Annotated in this window: 15 protein-coding genes and 2 pseudogenes; 5 read left to right on the top strand and 12 right to left on the bottom strand. The window is 69.9% G+C overall.

Going from position 1 to position 21,273, the window contains the following annotated elements:
- Positions 1–42: 42 nt before the first annotated feature.
- From K3769_RS30395 to K3769_RS30355, 9 genes are all read right to left on the bottom strand, one after another.
- On the bottom strand, positions 43–498 hold the full coding sequence (locus K3769_RS30395; RefSeq protein WP_267029446.1) for a DUF4232 domain-containing protein: 456 nt from the start codon (positions 496–498) through the stop codon (positions 43–45).
- 292 nt (positions 499–790) lie between these two features.
- Positions 791–1,618, bottom strand: a complete 828-nt coding sequence (locus K3769_RS30390) for an endo alpha-1,4 polygalactosaminidase (protein WP_372515073.1) — start codon at positions 1,616–1,618, stop codon at positions 791–793.
- Positions 1,615–2,283 carry a spherulation-specific family 4 protein gene (locus K3769_RS30385; protein WP_267029445.1) on the bottom strand — a complete coding sequence of 223 codons (669 nt, stop codon included), beginning with the start codon at positions 2,281–2,283 and terminating at the stop codon, positions 1,615–1,617. The genes K3769_RS30390 and K3769_RS30385 overlap by 4 nt, the downstream gene beginning before the upstream one ends.
- A complete protein-coding gene (locus K3769_RS30380) occupies positions 2,280–3,185 on the bottom strand; it encodes an NAD-dependent epimerase/dehydratase family protein (protein WP_267029444.1) in 906 nt (301 codons plus the stop codon). Before K3769_RS30380 ends, K3769_RS30385 begins: the two co-directional genes overlap by 4 nt.
- 4 nt (positions 3,186–3,189) lie before the next feature.
- Positions 3,190–3,903: a nucleotidyltransferase family protein gene (locus K3769_RS30375; protein WP_267029443.1), complete on the bottom strand. Its 714-nt coding sequence runs from the start codon at positions 3,901–3,903 to the stop codon at positions 3,190–3,192.
- Between the two features lie 109 nt (positions 3,904–4,012).
- Entirely contained in the window at positions 4,013–5,020 is a 1,008-nt protein-coding gene (locus K3769_RS30370; protein WP_267029442.1) for an SDR family NAD(P)-dependent oxidoreductase, read from the bottom strand.
- 170 nt (positions 5,021–5,190) lie between these two features.
- Positions 5,191–6,540: a hypothetical protein gene (locus K3769_RS30365; protein ID WP_267029441.1), complete on the bottom strand. Its 1,350-nt coding sequence runs from the start codon at positions 6,538–6,540 to the stop codon at positions 5,191–5,193.
- Complete coding sequence (pelF, locus tag K3769_RS30360; RefSeq protein ID WP_267029440.1) at positions 6,537–8,102, bottom strand: GT4 family glycosyltransferase PelF; 1,566 nt, start codon at positions 8,100–8,102, stop codon at positions 6,537–6,539. Before pelF ends, K3769_RS30365 begins: the two co-directional genes overlap by 4 nt.
- A gap of 132 nt (positions 8,103–8,234) precedes the next feature.
- Complete coding sequence (locus tag K3769_RS30355; RefSeq protein WP_267029439.1) at positions 8,235–10,412, bottom strand: hypothetical protein; 2,178 nt, start codon at positions 10,410–10,412, stop codon at positions 8,235–8,237.
- Positions 10,413–11,905: 1,493 nt separating this feature from the next.
- On the opposite strand from K3769_RS30355, the gene K3769_RS30350 reads away from it, so the two are divergent.
- Together K3769_RS30350 and K3769_RS30345 are read left to right on the top strand one after the other, a co-directional pair.
- A complete protein-coding gene (locus K3769_RS30350) occupies positions 11,906–14,203 on the top strand; it encodes a molybdopterin-dependent oxidoreductase (RefSeq protein ID WP_267029438.1) in 2,298 nt (765 codons plus the stop codon).
- A gap of 133 nt (positions 14,204–14,336) precedes the next feature.
- The gene (locus K3769_RS30345) at positions 14,337–14,888 is read left to right on the top strand and encodes an EF-hand domain-containing protein (RefSeq protein WP_267029437.1); all 552 of its coding nucleotides are present in this window, start codon (positions 14,337–14,339) and stop codon (positions 14,886–14,888) included.
- Positions 14,889–15,059: 171 nt separating this feature from the next.
- Here the strand turns inward: K3769_RS30345 and K3769_RS41205 are convergent.
- Positions 15,060–15,474 (bottom strand): annotated as a pseudogene (locus tag K3769_RS41205) (hypothetical protein); the annotation flags it as partial.
- 171 nt (positions 15,475–15,645) lie between these two features.
- Here K3769_RS41205 and K3769_RS30340 point away from each other — a divergent pair.
- A complete protein-coding gene (locus tag K3769_RS30340; protein WP_267029436.1) occupies positions 15,646–17,385 on the top strand; it encodes a SpoIIE family protein phosphatase in 1,740 nt (579 codons plus the stop codon).
- Positions 17,386–17,407: 22 nt separating this feature from the next.
- Here the strand turns inward: K3769_RS30340 and K3769_RS30335 are convergent, their stop codons facing one another.
- Entirely contained in the window at positions 17,408–17,740 is a 333-nt protein-coding gene (locus K3769_RS30335) for a hypothetical protein (RefSeq protein WP_267031766.1), read from the bottom strand.
- Between the two features lie 473 nt (positions 17,741–18,213).
- Positions 18,214–20,058, bottom strand: a complete 1,845-nt coding sequence (locus tag K3769_RS30330; protein WP_267029435.1) for a TerD family protein — start codon at positions 20,056–20,058, stop codon at positions 18,214–18,216.
- A gap of 303 nt (positions 20,059–20,361) precedes the next feature.
- On the opposite strand from K3769_RS30330, the pseudogene K3769_RS41200 reads away from it, so the two are divergent.
- Positions 20,362–20,565, top strand: a pseudogene (locus K3769_RS41200) (IS630 family transposase); the annotation flags it as partial.
- 416 nt (positions 20,566–20,981) lie between these two features.
- Positions 20,982–21,176, top strand: coding sequence for a hypothetical protein (locus K3769_RS30320; RefSeq protein ID WP_267029434.1), 195 nt, complete (start codon positions 20,982–20,984; stop codon positions 21,174–21,176).
- Positions 21,177–21,273: the final 97 nt, after the last annotated feature.

Raw genomic sequence — 21,273 nt, 5'->3', positions numbered from 1 at the left:
GTGCCTACGTCCCAGGCGGGGCCCTCGGTGACCCCGCACGATTCAGGGCGCCTGCGCGGTGAACGGACCGACCGTGAACGAGTCGCCGCAGACCAGCAATGTCCCCGGAGACGCGGTGAGCGCTGCCGTGTTGTTCGGCGGGTAGACCTTGATCCGGGCGGGCTTCGCCCAGCACTTGCCGTCCGTGACCCCCTTGTCGGGTGTCCGCACGACGGCGTGCGCGGCCTGCCCCGCCTTCAGCACGACGTTCTCCGCCTTCGCGGCCCCGTCCTGCGAGCGGGTCGCGGGCTTCCCGATGAGCCCGCCCTCGGCGTCGACCAGTGACAGCCCCGCGTACCCCTTGAGGGCGCAGGTGCCGTCCGTGGTGTTGGTGAGGGTCAGGTCGAAGTACTTACTGTTCATCTCCTGACCGGTGGCCGCGAGCCGCGCCCGCAGATCGTCCGTGGTGCAGTCGCTTCCCTTGGCGGGACTCTCGGTCGAGCCCCGCTCCGAGGTCACCGCGCCGGAGCCCCCGGCTCGCGACGAACCGGTGGGCGACGCGCTCCCGGCCCCCGCATCCGTCCCGCCCGAGGAGCCGGCCCCACTCGGCGCGTCGGACACGGCACCGGCCGCGGAAGAGGAACTCTCCGCTCCCCCGTCATGTCCGCCGCAAGCCCCGAGCCCGAGCACACCCGCCGCGACCACACCGGCGACCAAAGCGGGCCTCCGACTCCATCGCATTCCATCAGCATTCATACAGGTCGCGTATCCACCCCCACCAAGAACATGCACACACCACGCACTCCACCGTTCAGCAGGTGCTGCGCCAGCGGCCCAGATCGAGCCGTTTACGCATCGAGTCGAGGCCGAGGCGCTTGGCGATCGGGCAGAACGTGCGCTCGGGCTCGCTGTACTCCACGTGAAAGACGGCCTTGCCCGCCTTGATGAAGGGACTCAGCGACGAGCATTCGCGGTACTGGGCGCATTGCTCGTTGACCGCGAAATCGAAGTCACCGACCAGGTCGGGGATCTGTTCCAGGTCGTTCTTGAGACCGACCGCCAAGCCCCGTTCGTGTGCGAGGTTCGCGATCATGCGGTTGTAGGCGAGCTGGTGGGCGGCGGTCAGCGGGAATCCTGTGTCGTTGGTGTGGCCGTCGAGGAGGTCGGGCTCGACGGCGTCGAAGCCCTTCGCACGGCACATGTCGAGACGTGCGGCCATGATGGGGCGGAGCACCGAGCGGCGGCGGATGTCGAGCCAGCGCTCGCCGTTCCATCCGTCGGAGCGGCCGAGAACGGCGGCGGGAAAGTCGTCGCGGTCGGGGCGGAAGGACTCCCAGGCGCCGGCGTTGATGTAGCAGATGACTTTGCGGCCGCTCTGGTGGAGGCGTCGCACGACGGCGGGGCCGTTCTCGAAACCGTCGATGTCGTAGACGGGGACGTCCACACGGGTGTCGACGGTGCCACTGAGCTGCCACTGCCAGGCCGTGCCGGGGCGCGGATGCCAGCGTGCGGCCGGCGGATGTCCGTCGGGGGTGCGGCCCGGGGCCGTGACGCACCCGGTGAGCAGCCCCGCCAGCGCTCCCGTGCACACGAGGTGTACGACGGACGGCGGGAATGACGGGCGGGTTGTGGACCTCACGCGGTTCCCCTCCTCAGCGCCGGGGGCAGAGCGGCCCAGGGGTTCGCGCCCTCCCCCGGTACCGCGCAGTGGATGTCGGCCCGGCGGATCCGGGTGGTGCGGGCGGCGAGGTCGCACAGGCCGTCCGGGATGCCGTGGACCAGATGGCAGAAGCGGCTCGGCGGGTACGCCTCGGTCCACGAGGGCACGGACGAGGTGAGGTAGGCCTGCCAGTCCCCTTCGAAGGTGACCAGGAGATCGGCGAGGGAGGCGTAGCCGGGATCGGGGTGGACTCCCGGGTTGAGCGTGACGGTGCCGACACCGTGGTCACGGACCTCTTCGGCCAGCGCGCGGTAGTACGGCAGCAGGCCGGCTTCGGCGCCGGCCTGGTCGAGAAAGACACCGTCGGTTCCGTACCAGCTGATGTGGTGGCGCAGGTCCTGGAGCACCGCCTGGTGGGGACGGGTGCCATAGGCGGTGTCGAGGTATCCGAGCACGCGGATGCCCGCCGTACGCAGCGCCCCGGCGGCGGCGGCGAAGGCCGGGTCGCGGGTCGCGCCGGGGCCGTCGGCGACGTTGAGGACGACGCCGTACAGCCGCGACGGGACCCGCGTCAGAGCCTGCCAGGCCGCTGGGTCCACCGCGGGGTGGACGTACAGCGGAACGAGCAGTCGGCCGTGTGTCATACCGGGGCCGGGGCCGGGGGTGTGCCGGTGCGCGAGGTCCACAGGTCGGCGAGCGAGGTGGCGAGGGCGCGTTCGGGATGCCAGCCCAGAGCCGTTGCGGCAGCCGTGATGTCCGCCTGCTGCCAGGAGACGGCCGACGAACGCCGGGAACCGGGGCCGTTCTCGTCGATCCGCCCGTGGAATCCGCTGATCCGGGCGAGGCCCTGCGCCACCTCGCGGACCCGGGTGGCGCTGCCGCCGGCGATGTTGAGGATGCGGGGCAGCGGACCGGGCGTGGTGGCGGCGAGGGCGGCGGCACGGGCCACGTCCCGTGCGTCGACGAAGTCGCGGTACGCGGACAGGTCACCGACCCGTACCGCGCCGTCCGGCCCGGCGCGCAGCAGTTCGTCGGCGAGCCGCCCCGGCAGGCTGGTGCCGGGCGAGCCCGGACCGAGGGGGTTGAACACCCGGAGGACGACGGCGTCCAGCGCGGCCTCGGCGACGGTCAGCGAACCCGCCAGTTTGGTGGCCCCGTACGCGCCCTGCGGACAGGTGGCGGCGTCCTCGCCGAGCGGTTGCCCGGCGTTCGTCCCGTACTCGCCGGCGGATCCGAGATGGACCAGCCGTACCGGGATGCCGGCCGCGGTCAGGGCCTCGCACAGCACGGCGGGCCCTCGGGCGTTGGTCTCCGCCAGCAGGAGCGGGCCGCCTCCGACGGCACCGGCGCAGTTGACGACGGCGTCCGGGGCCAGCGCGCGCAGGTCGGCGGCGAGAGCGGGGACGGTGGTGGTGGTGAGGTCGACCCGCAGGTCGGCGCCCGGGGAGCGGCCGGCGCCGAGCACCCGCACGCCGGACATGGCGCGCAGGTGCTCCGTGATGTGCCGACCCAGGAACCCGGTGGAGCCGAGGACGAGGACGCGCATCAGGTCACGCTCCCTTCAGCAGCAGGTCACGGTGGGTGGTGAACTCGGCGTTGGCCCGGTCGTAGTCGTCGGGGCGGCCGATGTCGAGCCAGTAGCCGTCGAACTCGTGGGCGGCCGGGGGCGTGCCGTCGCGAAGCAGGTCGAGGACGAGTTCGTCGAAGCCGAGCGGCAGACCGGGGGTGTAACCGTCGAGGGTGGAGCGGGAGAGTCCGTAGACGCCCATGGAGACCCGGTAGTCCAGGGTCGGCTTCTCGGAGAAGCCGACGACCTGTTTGCTGTCGGTGGTGAGGACGCCGAAGTCGATCCTGACCTTGCGGCAGTAGGTGGCGATGGTCAGCGGCGCACCGTCGGCCTGGTGGCCGCGCAGGACGGCGCGGAAGTCCAGATCGGTGAGGATGTCGCCGTTCATGACGAGGAAGTGTTCGGGCAGCCGGTCGAGCATGGTCAGCACCGGTCCCATGGTTCCCAGCGGGCTGTCCTCTGTCGAGTAGTCGACGCGCATACCCCATTGGGAGCCGTCGCCGACGTAGGCGCGGATGATGTGGCCGAGGTGGCCGATGGCGATGGTGCAGGTGGTGAAGCCGGCGTCGGCGAGCTGCCGCATCACGATTTCGAGGATGGCGTGCTGGTCGCCGATGGGGACGAGCGGCTTGGGCAGGGCGGTGGTGTACGGGCGCAGCCGGACACCCTTGCCTCCGGCCAGAATGACTGCGTGCATGGCGGACTCCCTTGTCGGTGGGTCGTTCGGCGGGTCGGCGGGTCGGCTCGTCGGCGGGTCGATCGATCGACCACCGGTCGATCGGTGGTCGAGGGCCCAGGACGAGTCGTCAGACGTTGTAGATGGCGGTCTTGTAGCGGGCCAGGTTCGCCGGGTCGGAGAAGAACCGGATGGTCTGCTCCAGCCCCTCCTGGAGGCTGTGGGCCGGTTCCCAGCCGGTCGCGGCGCGCAGCCGGGAGGCGTCGCAGACCAGCCTCATCACCTCGGACGCGGCGGGCCGGATGCGCTGTGTGTCCTCGCGGACCGCGAGTTCGGCCCCCATGAGCTTGCCGACCAGAGTCACCAGGTCACCGACCGAGATCTCGCCGCCGGTACCGGCGTTGAAAGCGCGGCCGACGACCGCTTCGGCGGGAGCGGTGCCCACCGCGAGGAACGCCTGGGCGGTGTCCTTGACGAACATGAAGTCCCGGGTGGGCCGCAGGTCACCGAGGGCGATGGTCCGCTCCCCTGCCGCGACCTGCCCGATGACGGTGGGGATCACCGCCCGCATGGACTGACGCGGCCCGAAGGTGTTGAACGGCCGCAGAGTGACCACCTGGGTGCCGAAGCTCGCGTGGTAGCTGTCGGCCAGCCGGTCGCCGCCCGCCTTGGAAGCGGCGTACGGGGACTGGGTGTTGACGGGGTGGTCCTCGGTGATGGGGACGGTCTGCGCGGTGCCGTACGTCTCGCTGGTGGAGGTGTGCACCATCCTGGGGATGCCGAGCCGGCGTACGGCTTCCAGCACGTTGAGCGTCCCGGTGACATTGGTGGCCACGTAGCTGTGCGGTGCCTGATAGGAGTACGGGATCGCGATCAGCGCGGCCAGGTGATAGACGGCCTCGGTACCGGTGAGCAGGTGCTGCACCGATCCGGCGTCGCGTACGTCGCCGAGTACGACCTCCACGTTGTCCATCACGTCCTGCGGCAGGGTCTCCAGCCAGCCGTAGGAGGAGAAGGAGTTGTACTGGGCCATGGCGCGTACCCGGTGTCCTGTTGTGACGAGTGCCTCCACCAGGTGCGAGCCGATGAATCCCTCGGCACCGGTTACTGCGACGATTGCGGGAGCGGACGAGGTCACGGATCTGTCTCCTCTGATCTGCGTCTGAAATATGGTCTGGATCTGATCTGAATCTGGCCTGGATCTGATCTGAATCGGCAATCGGGATCTGATCGGCCAGGCCGGCGTGGGATAACCGGGGTTACCGGGGCTACCGGGGCTACCGGGGCTACCGGGGTGACGGGATCCGGTCAGCGGTGGGCCGTGGTCCGGCCCATCCGGGTGCACGCGACCGCCAGGAGCACTGCCGCCGCGCAGCCGCAGGCCACCAGCTCGGCGGCTGCCGGGCTGAGCAGAGCCGGTCCCCGGTGGTCCGCGCCCGACAGGGCCGTCTCCGCCGCGGCGGCGGCGAGGCAGGCCACGGCGGACGGCCAGGCGATGCCCGCCGCCTGGAGCAGCAGGGCGACCCACAGCGCCGCGCCGAGGGCCAGCAGCGGCAGCGGCGGAATGCCGGTGACCAGCGCAGGGGCGGCGAGCACCGCGAGATACGCGGTCAGGCACAGGGCGAGCACGCCGGCCGCCCGGAGCCGGAAGCCCCGGGGGGTCCGGCTGTGCCGCAGAGCGGTGAGTGCGAGGCTCCGGTAGCGGTAGAGCAACCACTCGGCCACGCCCATGCTCAGCGTCAGCACGACGGCGGCCGACCTGCCCGCCGCCGGGGCCAGCAGCGTCAGCGCCCCGGCGGCAAGGCCGAACAGCCCGTACGGGACGGAGGCGGTGAGCCGGGCGGTGCCCGGTGCCGAGAGGCTCGCGGTGCGCAGCGACCGTACGATCCCCCCTGCCGCCGACAGCGCCGCCAACGCGACGGTGGCCAGCAGCAGCCCAACGACCAGTGCCGGGCCGGGGCGCCACAGAGGTATGCAGACCGCCCCGGCCGCCGTTGGTACGAGCGCGATCAGCAGGTGCTGTTCGCGTCCCAGAACGAGCAGCACCGTGGCCGCCGCCAGATAGAGCGCCTCTCCCGCCGCGAGGGCCGCGACGGCGCCCGTCCCGGAGACGGCCAGTGCGGCGGCCGCCGCTGCCGTCACCCCGGCCGGGGCCCCGAACAGCAGGCATCGCGCCGCTGCCCGTCGGCCGCCCGTGGCCAGCCGTACGTAGGCGCGGTGGGCCAGCGCCTGGTTCCAGGCCCAGGCCACGAGTGCCGAGGCGACGAGCCCGGTGACCCGGCCGGGCAGCAGCCCGGAGCCCAGGAGGTAGGCCAGCCCCGGCAGGCCGAACAGCATCCCCCGCACCAGGCACTGCCGTGAGCTGGCCCGCCAGGGATCGGAGACCGGTCCGGGGTCCGGGAAACTGCGCGGCACCCGGGCGTACAGCTCCTCCGCGACAGCGAACAGGTCCCGTCGTGCGTAGCGGGTGGTGATCTGTTCCTGCGTCAGTCCTTCGGACTCCAGCACCGCGGCGATCTCGTCCGGGTGAACGGCGGCCCCGCACACGTCCGCCATCCGTCCGGCGAGCTCGTCGAGCGGGTCGTCGGCCCGGGCCGGCCACTGCGGCAGGGTCGGCAGGCGCAGCACCAGGGTTCGCTCGTCGCCCGGCCCGTTCACCACTCACCTCCGGCCCGTCGGGCGCGCGGCGCCGGGTCCTCGGCCGGGTGCGCCCGGTCCTCGCCCGCTGCCAGCGCGCCGTAGATCTCCCGGAAGGAGTCGATGGTGTGCCGGAGCGTGAACTGATCGATCACCCTCAGTCGTGCGGCCTCGCCCATCCAGGCCCGGCGGGCGGGCGCGCGCAGCAGTTCCAGGGCTGCCCGCGCCATCGCCTCCGGTTCGCGCGGCGGTACGACGAGTCCGGTGCCGCCCACTGCCTCGCGGACCCCGCCGACGTCGGTGGAGACGGTGGCCCGGCCGCACGACATGGCCTCGATGAGGGTGAAGGGAAAACCTTCGCTGATGCTGGAGAGCATGACCACCGTGCCCGCCGCGTAGGCGTCGCGGATGTCCTCCACCCGGCCCTCGAACGCCACCGCTTCGGCGATGCCCAGGTCCCGGCTGAGAGCCTGGCAGCGTTCCCGGTAGGCCTGGCCGCCACTGGGCGTGCCGCCGAACAGCCGCAACCGCACCTGGGGCATCTCCCGGCGTACCAGGGCGAAGGCCCGGATCAGCGTTTCCAGGTCCTTGATGGGATCGACCCGGCCCGCCCAGGCCAGCGTGGGGACCTCCGGCTCCGGACCGGCGGGAGGAAAGGCCCCGGGGTCCACACCGTTGTAGACGGTACGGATCTTGTCGGGTGCGGTGCCGCCACGTTCCTCCCAGCGTCGGTTGTAGTGGTTCCCTGGCGTGACGAGCGCGGCGCGGGCGTAGGTCTCCTGTGCCAGCAGCCGGAAGAAGCCGAGCAGCAGTGCCTTCACCGGCCAGCGGAAACCGTCGGCGCCGTAACCGATGTACCGTTCACGCAGGTAGACGCCGTGTTCGGTGAGCAGCAGGGGCGTGCCGTGCAGGTGCCGGGCCAGCAGCCCGGGGAGGACCGCCAGTCCGCCGCTGACGGCATGGGTGATCCCGTCCCTGGGCGGGGCGACCGCCAGTGGGCGCAGGGCGTGTTCCAGCAGGTCGGTCGCGGTCAGTGCGTCGTGCATGGTCGGCCGGGCCGCGTGGGTCGGCAGGTGCGGGCGGTTCCAGACGGCGGCCAGGGTGCGTAGCGCCGCCTCGGTGCGCAACCCCGCCGTCAGTTCCCCGTACTGGGCCAGTACCGCGAGGCCGTAGAGCCCTTCGGCGAAGCGCTCCAGGGTGCTGGGGCCGACATGGGAGCCGGCGCCGGGGCCGGGGCCGGGATCGAGGAGGGACAGCAGGAACATCTCGTAGGTGTCGACGAAGCTCCGCAGCCGCCGGCCGGTCGGTGCGCGACCGGTCGGCGTCGGTCCCCAGGTGGGGATGGAGACCACCTTGCTGACGTGCGTGGGTGTCTCCCAGGTGACGGGCTCGCGGCCGTCACCGGTGACCGCGAGTATCTGGAAGTCCGCGTCGGGTATCCCGCGGACGAGCTGATCGCACCAGACGCTCACTCCGCCCTGGCTGTGCGGGTAGGTGCCTTCGGTGAGCAGGGTGACGCGGATCGCGCCGATGTCGACGCCCGCGATGGCCGTGGTCGAGCCGGATCCCACTGTGTCCCCCATTGCCGACATGGTGCGGTCGGTCCTTGCCAAGGTTCCCGTGTCCCTGTGTCCCTGTGTCCCCGTGGCCCGCCGTGCCTTTCGGGCCCGCCGGGACGTCTGCGTCGTCGAGCTGGTCATGCCCGCCGAGCACAGTCAGCGCTTGGGGAGGACGGTGTCGCCGGGGCCTGCCGGGACTGGGTTGGCCACACCACTGGGCACACGCGTCGCGGGCGCCGGTGTCTCCACGTCGGCGGTGCCGGTGGCGGTGGAGGCCGCGGGCGTGGCGGGTGCGGTCAGTTGCAGGGTGATCGAGGACTGCAGCGTGCCGGGGGTGGTCCAGCCGGACAGCTGCCCGGCGTAGGCGGTGCCGAAGGCGGTGCTGCCGATCAGCTGCTTCTGAGTGGTGCCGGCGGGCATGGTCGCGCTGGTCCGGGTGCCGGTCGGCGAGCTGATGGTGACCGTGTCGCCGATCCGGTAGGCGGTGACCTGGTTGTTCTTCAGTGCGGCGGCCCAGGCGGCGCGTTGCTTCAGCTCGGTCCCGATGTCCTTCAGCCGCAGATTGACCAGCGGGGTGTTGGCCCCGTAGAGACTGGTGTAGTCGCCCAGGATCTTGTTCAGCACCGGGTAGGCGATGCGATCCTCGGCGAGGTTCGACTGGTGGATGTACACCGGCCGGGGGTCGTTGGACAGCGCGTGCCCGAGGGCGATGCGGCTCTCCAACGGGACGATGTACGACGTGTAGCCGGTCTGGGGGTCCAGCGGGGCGCTCAGGCAGGTGGTGGTCGAGGAACCCTCGCAGATGCCGCTGCCGCCGTCGGCCTTGCTGGTGTAGATGAAGTTGTACTCGTCCACCTGCTCGGCCGCGCGGCCCACGTTGTAGTAGACGTTCATCGGGAAGCGCGGCGCGGTGAGGGCGGAGCCGATCTGGCGCTGCTGCGGGTCCCGGGAGTTGTCGCCGGCCAGCCACTTCACCCCGGTGGCGGTCAGGGCCGGGGCCAGGTTGGGGTTGTCGGCGGGCTGCTGTGGCAGCACCTTCATCCCGGAGTGCTCACCGGTGACCAGTTCCGTGTTGTCGAGGGTGAGGCCCTTGCCGCCCGCCCAGGTACGGTTCCGGGTGATCTGCGAGGTGATGTCGGCCTGGCTGACCCACTGGACCTTTCCGCTTGCGTCGGTGGAGCACTTCCACGGCACCACGCTGACGTCCTGGACGCAGCCGAGGAACGGGTGCGTGTAGGTGTGGTTGACCCAGCGGAAGGCGCTCTTGTCGGCGATGAGCTGATCCGCCGTCGGGTCGGCACCACCGTGTTCGGCCTTGTAGTCCTCGCTGCCGCCGCCGTTGAACACCATGTCCAGAGTGAACCCGCGGTCGGCGGACCACTGCTTGGCGTACCGGGCGTCGGCGGCCGTCATCCGGATCGGGTCGGGGGTGGCGCCCTCGCCCGGGGCGCAGTCCACGTCTCCGGGGGTGCAGTTGAGCGAGGTGTTCCACCGGTCGTCGCCGAGGAGGACATCGTCCACGTGGACCGCGAAGTAGTTGCGGTCGGCACCCAGGTGGATGCCCTGGGTCAGCCACTCGACGATGCCCCGGCTGAGCAGCCGGTACTGCTGCTGGTGCTGGTTGTAGACGAAGTTGACGACCAGTTCCCGGCGCCCGTCGTGGGCGTACTCGCCGACGAGCGAACCCCGCGCGGAACTGCCCGGGATGGGAGCGTCCACATAACTGGTGAACGTGGCCCCTGCCTGCTGTTGGGCGAGCGGGACGGCCAGATAGCCGTAACTCTCTGACACACCGGGCGCGTTGTCCTCGAAGGGGACGTCACCGTCGAGGTAGCCGAAGGGGCCGCTCTTCCCGGCCGACGTCACCTGGGCGGTGGCGCCGTCGAGCGAGCCCATGTACCCGGGCGCCTGCGCGTAGTTGAGCCCGACCTCGGGTCTGGCGTAGGTGTAGGCGTCGGCCTGCCGGATGCCGAAGGTCCGCTCGAAGGTCGCGAGGGCCTCCATCTCCGCGGAGCCGGCGCCGAACGGGTTGTCGTTCGGCAGGACGACGGCCTGGTACTTCGCCCTGGGACGACCGCTGACCGTATCGCTCAGGAAGGTGGTGTTGATCTGCGGCCGCCCGCTGTCGGCCAGGTCGACCCTGGTGTACGGGGTACCCGCCGAGTCGAGTTCGGCGGTGATGGCTCCGGTGGCCGGACCTCCGTCATCGACGACGAGCACCTTCAGGTCGATCCTCGGCTCCGTCGTGGCCGCTCTCGTGGTGACGGGCGACGTGACGAGCGTGAGCACGGCGGCGCTTCCGCACACCCCGGCTTTCCACAGCATGCGACGCATGATGAACTCCCCCCAGCACCGCAGGTTCAGTGCGGCACGGCATAACAGCTGAACAGATTCCGATCGGAAATTTTTAGAAATTGAGTAGGCATGTCTACTCGCGGGCACGATCGCGCCAGACGTGAATACGGCCGCACATACGCGAATCCCTCATCCCCCCGCATCCCCGTCGCCCAGAGTTATACCACCATATGATCTACCGTCGCGGCTCATGACCTGATGTGCCGGAAGCCCATATGAGGCCGTCCACGGAATCGGAAGGGCGCGCCGAAATCCCACCACCCGAATAATCGATCAAGAAGATGCGCAGCACAGAGCGCATGCGTGAGGCAGAGGAAGCGTCGAGGAGACCTTCGGAGCCCAGCCCAGGAGTTCGCCGACCGGCCACCGATCGGCCGCCGATCGGATCACCCGATGGTGCGATTTCGACGATATGACCGTACTAATCATCCCCGCATCCGCTAAGCGCGCCCGGACCGGGCCTGACGTCCGGCTCGGCCACCGCCTCAACGACCGAGTCCGATCGATTCTGACCGAAGGATCGAATCCACGACTGGGGTATGAGGTCAGAAAGGCATGGCGAAAAGAATTCTTCGATAACCTCCAGACGTTGTCGGCGACGGGTGCGCAGTGGCTCTTCGAAGATTTCCGTGAAGCCGCTCGGTGGGTTGTCACACCTCGGGTCGATGTCCGGTCCCTTGCCCCGCCCCGACGGAGCCTGAATTCACTTACGCACTCAGCCCAAGGGTGACGGCGTTGGGGTCGAGTTGCGGGTGACCTCCAACAACCCACCGCCGGCCCTTCACCGGCTCGTCCGCGCCGACCTGGCGTTCGGGATCGTTTCCCTCGGGCGCTGCCGCCGGATCGGGCACGGGCGAGGCTGGACAGGAGTACGGACGGGAGACGTCCCTCCATGACCGCGCTGCTCGACTCCTCCATCGCGAGGGCCGGTGCGGGACCCCGGGGGCCGACCGCAGGGGGTGCCGCGCTCCGGCTCTTGCGGTCCGGCCGGCGACCGGGTCTGTCGGTCAGCCCGTGGGCGACCTCGACAACGAGACACGAGGACCGTTCCGGATCCATGAACGCAGGAAACTCCTGCCTGCTGGTGACCGGATACGCGAAGCCGTCGACAACGACGTCCACCCCGCCCTCGCGCGGGCGGCAGAACAACCCGACCTTCCGCACCTCGCGACGGTCATCGCGCGCGCGACCGCAGCCGGCCGACAACGGCAAGTGGGACGACGGGGCGTCGACCTCTCACCGCACCTTGTCTGTCCGCAGGTCAGCACGTTGCACGGAGGGAAAATCGAACGAGAAGGACACCTGTGCGACTGTCGGAAGGCTCGGGCGCCTTCATGGTTGGGCAGCGGGCGGCAGGGGGAGTCTGTGTCCTGCGGCCCGTCAACTGACGTGCAGCCCCTGCGACATGAGAGGCCGCTGCCCAAGAGCCGGGGAACTTCAGAGACGGAGTTGATTCCATCGTGGAACGACGCATGTCGGTTGCGACGCACTGGGGCAGTTTTGTCGCGGTGGTTGATTCCGGTCGGCTGGTGCGAATCGAGCCGAGGGCCGACGACCCCGCGCCGTCGCCCATCGGACCCGGAATGGTGAGAGCCGCTGACGACAGCGCCCGCGTGTTACGCCCCGCCGTGCGCAAGGGCTGGCTGAACGGCCTGCCGCGCGCCCACGACACGGCCAGGGGCACGGACGCCTTCGTGGAGGTGAGCTGGGACGACGCAATCGCCCTGGTGAGCGAGGAACTGCGCCGCGTACGTTCACAGCACGGAGACAGTGCCGTGTTCGGCGGCTCCTACGGCTGGGCGAGTGCGGGCGCCTTCCACAACGCGCAGGGGCAACTCCACCGGTTCCTGGCGTTGGGCGGTGGATACACCGACTCTCGCAACACGTACAGCACCGCCGCTTTGGAGGTCGTCCTCCCCCATGTGATCGGCGGAGCTCCGTGGAGCTACCAGTCCCGGATGCCGATGTGGGACGAGATCGCCGACAACTGTGACCTTGTGGTGGCGTTCGGAGGGCTGGCCCTCAAGAACAGCCAGATCAACCCCGGCGGACTGGCCAGACACCGGACGCAGGACCTTCAGCGTAAGTGCCGCGCGGCCGGGGTGCGGTTCGTGAACATCAGCCCTATCCGCAGCGACACCGCCGGCTTCCTCGACGCCGAGTGGCTGCCCGTCATCCCGAACACCGACACCGCCGCGATGCTCGGCATCGCACACACCATGCTGGTCAACGACTGGCACGACGAGGACTTCCTTCGCCGTTGCTGCGTCGGGTTCGACCGCTTCGCCTCCTACTTGACCGGCGAATTCGACGGCGTTGCCAAGGATGCTGCCTGGGCGGCGAGGATCACGGGCATGGGCCGGGACACGATCACCGAACTGGCTCGCCGCCTGTCCACGCAACGTTCGCTCATCATGGTCAACTACGCGATACAGCGGGCGGACCACGGCGAACAGCCGATCTGGATGTCGGTCGTGCTGGCTGCCATGGCGGGCTCGATGGGGCGGCCCGGCTGCGGCTGGGGCGCGGGCTACGCGACGATGGACGCGACCGGCGTCGCCCCCGGCCGGCCCTCCGTGGCGTCGATTCCCCGGGTTCCCAACCCTGTCGCGGATTTCATCCCTGTCGCCCGGATCGCCGACACCCTGCTGCATCCGGGCAGGACCATCGACTACGACGGCCGGCGCCTGACCTTGCCCGAGCTCCGTCTGATCTACTGGTGCGGCGGGAACCCGTTCCACCACCACCAGGATCTCCACCGCTTGACCCGCGCCTGGCAGACCCCTGACACCGTGGTGGTGCACGAAGCCTGGTGGAACACCACGGCCAAGTTCGCCGACATCGTCCTGCCCGTCGCCACCAGCCTGGAGCGCGACGACTTCGCCGCCGGATTCTCCGACCCCCACCTCGTCGCGATGCCGAAAGTCCGTGAGCCGGCGGGCGAGTCACGCACCGACCACCACATCTTCGCCGCCCTGGCCTCCCGGCTGGGATACGAGCGCGAGTTCACACAGTCACGCTCCGAGATCGAATGGGTCCGGCACCTCTACGAGCAGACGAGGGCCGGCCTCGGCGACGACGGGGCCTTGCCGAGCTTCGACGACTTCTGGCGAAGCTCCACGGCTGAACTGCCGTCGCTGAGCGGTCCGTTCCCCGGCAGCTTCGAGGCGCTCCGCGCAGATCCGCAGCGTTTCCCCCTGGCGACCCCGTCGGGCCGGATCGAAATCTTCTCCGAGGAGATCAACTCGTTCGGCTACGACGACTGCACCGGGCATCCGGCGTGGTTCGAACCAGTGGAGTGGCTCCGTGCCGGCCTCTCGGACCGCTTCCCGCTGCACTTGATTTCGAATCAGCCCGCCTCCCGCCTGCACAGCCAGTACGACAACGGCGGCCACAGCCTCAAGTCGAAGATCCGTGGCCGTGAGCCCGTGACGATCAATCCGCTGGACGCCGCGTCCCGTGGCATCGAGAACGGCATGATCGTACGCGTCCACAACGACCGCGGCAGCTGCCTGGCGGGCGCAGTCCTGTCGGACGACGTCATGCCAGGCGTCATCCAACTGTCCACCGGAGCATGGTGGGACCCGGCCCAGCCAGGCCGAAGCGGCACCTTGGACCGCCACGGCAATCCGAACACCCTCACGGCCGACCGAGGGTGCTCGCGACTGTCCCAGGGACCGAGCGCCCACAGTGCGCTCGTCGACGTCGAGCCTTACGACGGCCCCCTTCCGGATGTGCTCGCCTTCGCACCCCCGCCCCTCGAACACTGACCCGCAAGCTGCCTGCTCCTCGGGCCGGCCCTTGGAGTCCGCGTTCGCCGAGCGCGCAGCGGGCCGCCCCGGCCGCCAGAGGCTCCACTCCTCGTTTTGCAATTGCGTAATCAGATGATTACTGTGCGCAGTCGTGACTGCACTTCAAGACCTCAAGTACGCCCAGTGGTTCAGGGGCGCCGACGTCGACGGCGACGGGTTCATCACCCAGCAGGACGTCCGCGCGATGAGCGAGCGCTACATCGCCGCCCGAGACACCGCACCGAACTCCGCGACCGCCCGCCGGCTCATCGAGGGAATGGACGGGTTCTGGACGAATGCGATCGCCCCGATGGACCAGGACGGTGACGGGAAGGTCGATCTGCGGGAGATGACCGAAGGCTTCGGGAGCGTCCTGACCAACCCCGCCCTCTATCCGCAGCAGATCGCGCCGGTCACCAACTGCTTCTTCGACCTGGTCGACCTCAACGCAGACGGCAAGATCGACCAGGCCGAGTTCCAGCAGATGTTCGACTCGGTCGCCGGTGTGCCCGGCGAGGACTGCGCCACTGTCTTCGCCGCTCTGGACAGGGACGGCTCCGGTGGGCTGGACCGCGCCGAATTCCACCAGGCCCTCACCGAGTTCTTCTACGGCAACGACCCGGACGCTCCTGCCAACCACCTCTTCGGCAGGGTCACCGCCTGACAGCCCGGGATCCGGCCGCCCACACCACTACTGTGTGGGCGGCCGGCTTCCAGGCCTCAGGCCAGGCAGCCTCCGGCGCGTCCCGCCGCTCGGTGGCCGACTCGTCGTCCGCCGCACCGAGCCGCCACACCGGGCCCGCGCCGCCGTTGCGGTCAGGTGGGAACGGAGACGGAGCTCCAGTCGGCCGAGCCGATACCGACTGATCTCATCCGTGCGCTCCAGCGCGCGGGCAACGCGGTGCCCGTCATCCGCGGCGGCGGCGACGGCGACGGCGACGGCGACGACGGCCGATGCAACCGCGCCGGCTCCGAGAACCGCGAGCCCTCCGACATCCTGAGCGTCGCCACCACGTCGCCACCACGTCGCCGGGCAACGCCGGGTCCGCCCGCCGCGCGGCCCCACGACCGTGGCGTGCAGCCTCTTCTCCGCGACCTTCCGCGCCTCCGACGCCTCCGACGCCTCCGGGCAAGCACCGACACCCCGTGCAGCAGCGCCCGGTGACGGCGCACCCGGCTCACCGACTCGACTGGCTGAACAGCGTCCCCGGCCCCTCGCCGTGTGTGCACGCCCACCTGCGCAGGAACGTACCCCCGCCTTCCTCATCACTCGCGGCCGGCGCTCGGGACTTCGAGAGCGGCCTCCTTCAGCGCCACCGCGATGTGCTCGAGCAGTCACAGCACGAAAGGCCAGCCTTCGGTGCATGGCGGAGTCCGGTTGGGGTACTCGCGCAAATTCCGGCTTGAACAAGAGGTGGGACATGGACGACGTCGCCGCTCCCGGCTGGGGCAGTGTTCCCCTGCCCGGGCATCGGGCGCGTTCTGGCGCCCCGCTCGACGGAACGCTGGAAGACCTGCGGGAGTCCGCCCTCGCGGTCGATGACGACGGCATCATCGCCGCGGTCAACGGCGCGGCCCTGAGCCTGCTGGGCAGAGAAGCCTCAGAACTCGTCGGTCAGGACTTGCACGACCTGCTGCACAGGGACAGATACGGGCACTCGGTACCGCGTACGCGCTGCCGGATGCGGAAGGCGCTCCTCACGGGGGACACCAGGCACGGCGAGGCCGAGTGGTTCGCCCACGGGGACGGCACTCTCGTCCAGTTGTCCTGGTTTGTCACGCCCTACGCATCCGGCCCAGGCGGGACAGGTGCGCTGGCGATGCTGTACGACGCCAAGCAGCCCGACGTTCGCCATAGCGACGGTGGGCACTCGGCGCCGCTGTCGGAACTGGACCGCCTGGCCCTGCTGGCCGAGACGACCACGCAGCTCACATCCACCCTTGACGTGGACGAGGCGCTGCACCGGCTGGCGGCCCTGAGCGTGCCCCGGCTCGCGGACTGGGCGGTGGTCGACCTGCTCACCGAACGTGACGAAGTACGACGTGTTCTCGTCATGGAGCACAAGGACGGCATTCTGGTCGAGCGGGACGACCTGCAAGGCCCGATGCCTCCCGTGCCGGCGGAGTCGCCGATGCCCCTGTCACGGGCCCTGCGCGGCGCAGCCTCTTCCCTCGCCGGCCCCGCCACCTACCAAGGTCCGCCCGACTCCGGCATCGCGGTCGAGCAGCAGCGCCTGTTCACCGCGACCGGTATGCACTCCGCCGTCATCGCCCCCATTCGCGGGCTGCGCGACGTTCTCGGCGCCCTGACCCTGGGCCGCGACCGGCGTCATGGCGCCTTCACCCCTGCCGACCTGCCGCTGCTGGAGGACCTCACCCGCCGGGCGGGCCTGGCGCTGGACAACGCGCGCCTGTACCAGCGCCAGCGCAAAGTCGCCGAGACCATGCAACGGCACCTGCTGCCCCAGCTGCCCGTCCTGCCCGGGCTGGAGATGACCGCGCGCTACGTACCCGCTCCGGACGCCTCATCCGTGGGCGGTGACTGGTACGACGCCTTCGCGCTGGCCGACCACACCCACGCACTGGCCATCGGCGACGTCGTCGGACACGATCTCGACGCCGCAGCCGGCATGGCTCAACTCCGCAACATGCTGCGCGCCTTCGCCTGGTCCCAGCCGGAGGCCGCACCCAGCGTCGTCGTCACACGGCTCGACGATGTCGTGATGCACATAACCGAGGTACCCATGGCCACCATGATCCTCGCCACGCTCACACTCGGCGACGACGCACTGTGGCGCCTACGCTGGACGAACGCCGGCCACCCGCCGGCCCTGCTCGTCACCCATGACGGTCAGACCCGCTACCTCGACGAGGCTCACGGCATGCTTCTCGGAACCGGAGTCACCAGACCGCGCCCCGACGCCGTCACCGTCCTCCCGCCCCAGGCCACGCTCGTGCTCTACACCGACGGGCTGGTCGAGTCGCCGCGCCACTCCATCGATCACGGGCTCGACCGGCTGCGCCGGCATGCGGCCTCCCTCGCACACCGCCCCCTTGACTCCTTCTGCGACTTGCTGCTGAGCCAGGTCCGCCCGAGCGACAACGACGACGACGTCGCCATGATCGCGCTGCGCACACCCCCTCCCGCAGAGCGCGCCTGACCCGGCATCCGCCTCAACAGCCCTACGCACACTCCATGAGCGTGTTGAAGACCGGATTCTGCAGGCCGGTGTCGACCAGGCTGAGCATGATGATGAGAAAGAAGCCCTCCAGCTCGCCGCGAACCAGAGAACTGAGCAGCAGACCGATGCCGCCGTCCGGTCCGGGCGGATCGAGCCGGTCCCGGCCGTGCAGGCGTTCGACGGCCCCGACGTGGTACTGGCCGACGGCACCCGAGTGCGACCCGACACCGTCATCGCCGCCACTGGGTACCGGTCCGGCCTGCACGACCTGGTCGGGTCCCTGGGCGTACTCGACGAGGCCGGACGACCCCTCGCCGTAGGGGCACAGAACCATCACACAGCCCCGCGTCTGTACTTCGCCGGATACACCAATCCCCTCACAGGTGTCCTTCGGCAGGCGGGCATCGAGGCGCGCACCATCGCCCACGCGTTCCGCCGCGAGAAGGCGCGTGCAGCCCGTTCCGTCTCCCGGCCCGGCGACCGCACAGCCGGCGCACGCCACAAAGGGAGCGCTCCGAACTGACGGAGCTTCGGAAGCCTGGGCCCTTCAACGGCCGTCCCTGACAAGGCGATTGGACGCCGCGACACGGCCGGAGGCAGGCGTGGACGCTTCGGCGGAGAGCAGCGCAGGGGCATGGATGGGATGTCACATCGATCGGGGCCGCCCCGTGCGTGCCACGGTGACGTGGCGGCTGAGTGAGGGGCAGCTTGGGTGACGTGCTGTCACCCCATACGAGTGTGGGCAACAGCCTGTCGAGACCCGATTGCGTGGGCCGACCAGCCCGGCTCTGTCAGAAGGCTTGTCCGCTATTCCGCGACGTCGACTCCGTAACTACGAGCAAGATCGGCGAGGCCATGGTCATAGCCTTGCCCGACGGCACGCAGCCGCCAGCCTTCGCCGCGACGGTAGAGCTCGGCAAGGATCATGGTGCGCTCCGTGGTGGCGGCGTCGAGGGTGGCCCGGGCGACCGGGGCCGCGCCGATCCCGCGGGTGGCAGTGATCTCGATGGCGCCGACGTCGGCGAAGGTCGCGGCGCCGTCGATCGCGGCTGCAATGACGAGCCGGTGAGTCTCCAGGGGTAGCCGGTCCAAGTCGGCGGTGACGGCCTGTTCCGTCGGACCGTCCGTGGCAAGCCGTACGGTGCCGTCCGGGTGCTCGGGGGCACCGTAGAAGACGAAGTCCTCGTCGCCTGCCACCTGTTCGTGCTCATCGACCGCGAAGGCGACGACGTCTACGTCACAGGCGGTCTGTTGACGCCACGCGGCGGTGACCGTCCAGGCCGTGCCGGTGTCGGACAGGTCGAGAACGGCGCCTCGGACCAAGACCGATGCCGTGTCCGGCCGGTGTCCGGCCGCGTTCTGTGCCGCCGAGGGCATCACCGGTGTGGCGGGCGCGAACAGCCAGTCGGCGTTGTGCACGGGCAGGCCGAGGGCGGCGATACGGCTCATGCGCCGGTCCGCTTCGCCGCCGGGCAGCACGACGACGTCGGACACGCTGGCGGAGAGGTTGACCGCCGCGGAGGCTCCCAGGGCAACAGCACGCGCGCGTGCCTCGACGGCCTCGTCGTGGATGCCGCCCAGGACCAGGACCCTGCGCCCGCTGAGCGGCTGTTCCGCCGTGGCAGTCGGTTCCATCGGTGCGACAGTCCGCTGGACCGGGACGGCAAGCGTCGGCGCGGGCGGTGCGGTGGGCTCGCCGGCGAGCGTCTCCTCAGCGGCATGCTGCCTGGCGGCGCCCTTGGCCTGGCCGGGCTGCACCATCTCCAGCAGTCGCAGGTAGGTCAACTCGTCCACCACGGGGACGCCCTCGTCGGCGGCCCGCTTCAACTTGGCAGATCCGGTGGCGGGGTCGTTGGTGACGACGACGCTGGTCCGGCCGCTGACCGACGTCATCAGGTTGAGCCCGGCCGACACCGAGCGGGCGACGAGTTCCTCGCGTGAGACCCGGGTTTCCCCAGTGATGGCGACCTTCATCCCCTGCGTCAGCTGCTCACCCGGCTCAAGCCGACCCGGATTACGGTACGCGCAGGGCGTCTTGGGCACGTACGGCTTGTAGTCCTGGCGCGGCGGACACTCCAGGAGCGGCAAGGCCAGGCCCAGTTGCTCGGCAGCGCGCAGCGAGCCGCGCAGGATGCCGGAGAGGACGCGTACGTCGTCCTGCGCGTCGTGGGCCTTGTCCTGGCGCACACCGTAGTGCTCGGCGAGTGTGCCCAGCTTCAGATCGGGCGTCGCGGGCCCGACCAGACGGTTGAGGGCAAGCGTGCACAGACGTCTGCTGACCGGTACCCAGGAGCGGACGTGGGCGAATTCGTGGGCCAGGAAGTCGTAGTCGAACTGCGCGTTGTGGGCAACCAGGACACGGCTGCTGAGCAGTGCACCCACCTGCGGGGCGATTTCCTCGAATGTGGGAGCGCCGGCGAGACGGTCCGGAGTGAGGCCGTGGACGTGCACCGGACCTGGATCGCAGCCCGGGTTGAGAAGGGTGGAAAACTCCCCTGTCTGGTTGCCCTGTGCGTCCAACGTGAGGATCGCCAGCGAGAGGACACGGTCCCGGCCCGGTCTCAGCCCAGAAGTCTCCACGTCCACCAGCGCCCAGTCATGGAAGTAGCCGGGAAGCGTGGGCCACTTCGGACTCGACGACAGCAGGACCATGCGGGGCTCCCCTCCCCTTGCGTGGCGGGCAGCACGCCCTTGCCACGGTGATGCACCATCTGCGGGATTTTCGCATGCGCCGAGCGCCGTTCGTGGTGGTTCCGTGACGGAGAGCTAATGCTGTGACTGCATAGGTTCACGGTCTGGTGTCTGTCTGCTGCACATACCAGTTCTGCAGCCAGTCGAGAAGGGGCTCCGAACAGCTCATGGCAGGAGATGCCGAGCGGGCCGCGCACCGGGGCCGGGCGGGACTTGACGGGCTTTGCGGGGGAGGGAGAGAGAAGCGGCGGCGGAACCGGTACAAGTACGCAGACTGACCGACCACGCTCCGCCACCTTCACCCGCTGGTCCATCCGCAAACTCCCCGCTCACCTACACCGGGTGCACGGTCGCATGATCCGGATGGGCCGCGAGGCGTTACGGTACCTGCTCGCCCGCCGCGGCATCACCTTCCAGCGCGCCAAGGCATGGAAGGAGTTGTCCGACCCCGAGCGTGACACCAAGCTCCGGACTCCATGTCGTCGCCGAACCGGGCGGCGATCGCCTGGATGCCCATGATCTCGGTGTCAAGACATCGCCCGTAACGCCCACACCACCCATAACGCGCACGCACAGAACCGCGGGTCAGGTGCCCTTCCCGACCGGCTCCAGGACCGCCACGCACTCCACATACGACGTCATCGAAAAAACGTCGGTCCAAGCAGGCCGGTGAGCCCTTCCGTGCGGAGGCGAGGGCCTGGCAGCCGTGGGTGAGATCTCCCGCAGTGGATCGGGAGCCGTGGCGACCTGGGCCCCGGCCCGTTTCCGGGCGTACATACCGCTTGCATACCGGTGGTTCACCGATCCCGAGTTGGTCCCGCCTAGCTTCGGTGGGGCCGGGCGGCGATCGCCGTCCGGTCCGTGGAACCCATCGGAGGACCACCATGGCCGAGGACATCGAACCCACCCCCGAAGAGGTCGTCGAGGACGCGCAGTCCCAGGAGGAGCCGGAGGTCGAGGCGCACTCCGCGGAGGCGGTCCTGGGCCTGCAGGGCATCGAGGACGCGTCGCAGGCCGGGATCATCGACGACCCGGCGGCGGGGAGCTGCAGCTCCTGCAACGGCTCGCTCTGCTCGTGACGCACCCCCAGTAGTACGGCGTCGGCCGGGCCGTGCTGGACCGCCGGCCCGGCCGGCGGTCGAGCCCGCCAGCCGGACGCGGACGAGAAAGGACCCC

The sequence above is a fragment of the Streptomyces ortus genome (assembly GCF_026341275.1).
Classification (GTDB): Bacteria; Actinomycetota; Actinomycetes; order Streptomycetales; family Streptomycetaceae; genus Streptomyces; species Streptomyces ortus.
The sequence above is the reverse complement of the archived record's forward strand: the minus strand, read 5'-3'. Positions and strand labels throughout refer to the sequence as shown.

What these genes read in the sequence shown, in the direction of transcription:
- K3769_RS30385 (WP_267029445.1), bottom strand. Translation starts at nt 2,283, where the DNA reads ATGACACACGGCCGACTGCTCGTTCCGCTGTACGTCCACCCCGCGGTG.
- K3769_RS30380 (WP_267029444.1), bottom strand. Translation starts at nt 3,185, where the DNA reads ATGCGCGTCCTCGTCCTCGGCTCCACCGGGTTCCTGGGTCGGCACATC.
- K3769_RS30375 (WP_267029443.1), bottom strand. Translation starts at nt 3,903, where the DNA reads ATGCACGCAGTCATTCTGGCCGGAGGCAAGGGTGTCCGGCTGCGCCCG.
- pelF (WP_267029440.1), bottom strand. Translation starts at nt 8,102, where the DNA reads ATGGGGGACACAGTGGGATCCGGCTCGACCACGGCCATCGCGGGCGTC.
- K3769_RS30355 (WP_267029439.1), bottom strand. Translation starts at nt 10,412, where the DNA reads ATGCGTCGCATGCTGTGGAAAGCCGGGGTGTGCGGAAGCGCCGCCGTG.
- K3769_RS30350 (WP_267029438.1), top strand. Translation starts at nt 11,906, where the DNA reads ATGTCGGTTGCGACGCACTGGGGCAGTTTTGTCGCGGTGGTTGATTCC.
- K3769_RS30340 (WP_267029436.1), top strand. Translation starts at nt 15,646, where the DNA reads ATGGACGACGTCGCCGCTCCCGGCTGGGGCAGTGTTCCCCTGCCCGGG.
- K3769_RS30335 (WP_267031766.1), bottom strand. Translation starts at nt 17,740, where the DNA reads ATGGTTCTGTGCCCCTACGGCGAGGGGTCGTCCGGCCTCGTCGAGTAC.
- K3769_RS30330 (WP_267029435.1), bottom strand. Translation starts at nt 20,058, where the DNA reads ATGGTCCTGCTGTCGTCGAGTCCGAAGTGGCCCACGCTTCCCGGCTAC.
- K3769_RS30320 (WP_267029434.1), top strand. Translation starts at nt 20,982, where the DNA reads ATGGCCGAGGACATCGAACCCACCCCCGAAGAGGTCGTCGAGGACGCG.